The organism is Streptomyces cahuitamycinicus (genome assembly GCF_002891435.1).
In the GTDB taxonomy this organism is placed as follows: Bacteria; Actinomycetota; Actinomycetes; order Streptomycetales; family Streptomycetaceae; genus Streptomyces; species Streptomyces cahuitamycinicus.
Window position 1 is genome coordinate 1 of sequence record NZ_POUC01000957.1, and the last position, 527, is coordinate 527.

The following is a 527-nucleotide window of genomic DNA, read 5'->3' on the forward strand; positions in this document are numbered from 1 at the left end:
GGGAGGGACAGGGCGCTCGCTCCCCGATCAGCCATGGGCCCACCTTGCCAGGATTCGTCCGATTCTTCGACCGGATGGATGTGCCGAGTCTACGAGCCGCTCCACCGGATCGGCCCTCAGTCGGTGAAGACGTCTTCGGGGCTGCCGGGGATGCGTTCGGCGGCCCGGTCGTCGGGGATGAGCCCGGCGCCGTCGGGCGGATCGGGGTTGTCCGGGACGGCGTCGGGTCCGGCCTCGTCCGGGCTGCCGGTATCTTCCGGGCCGGCCGGCTGGCCGGGAGGCGGGGCGGTCTCCACGGCTGGAGGTACGCGCGCGCCGGTGTCCGTGTCCGTGTCCGCGCCGGTCTCCGTGTCCGTGCTGATGTCCGTCTCCGTGCCGGTGTCCGCGGGCGGGGCGACGTCCGGGTCGGTGCCGGTGTCGGTGCCGTCGGGAGGGCTCGCGTCTGCCGGGGCGTCCCAGGGGGATGCGCTGCCCGTGCCGGCGCCCGGGTCCGGGGTCGGGACCGGGTGCGGCACGGGCAGCGCATC

1 pseudogene is annotated in these 527 nt (G+C 75.3%); it reads right to left on the reverse strand.

Going from position 1 to position 527, the window contains the following annotated elements:
• Positions 1–116: 116 nt before the first annotated feature.
• Positions 117–527: pseudogene (locus C1J00_RS44065) on the reverse strand (DUF6777 domain-containing protein); the annotation flags it as partial.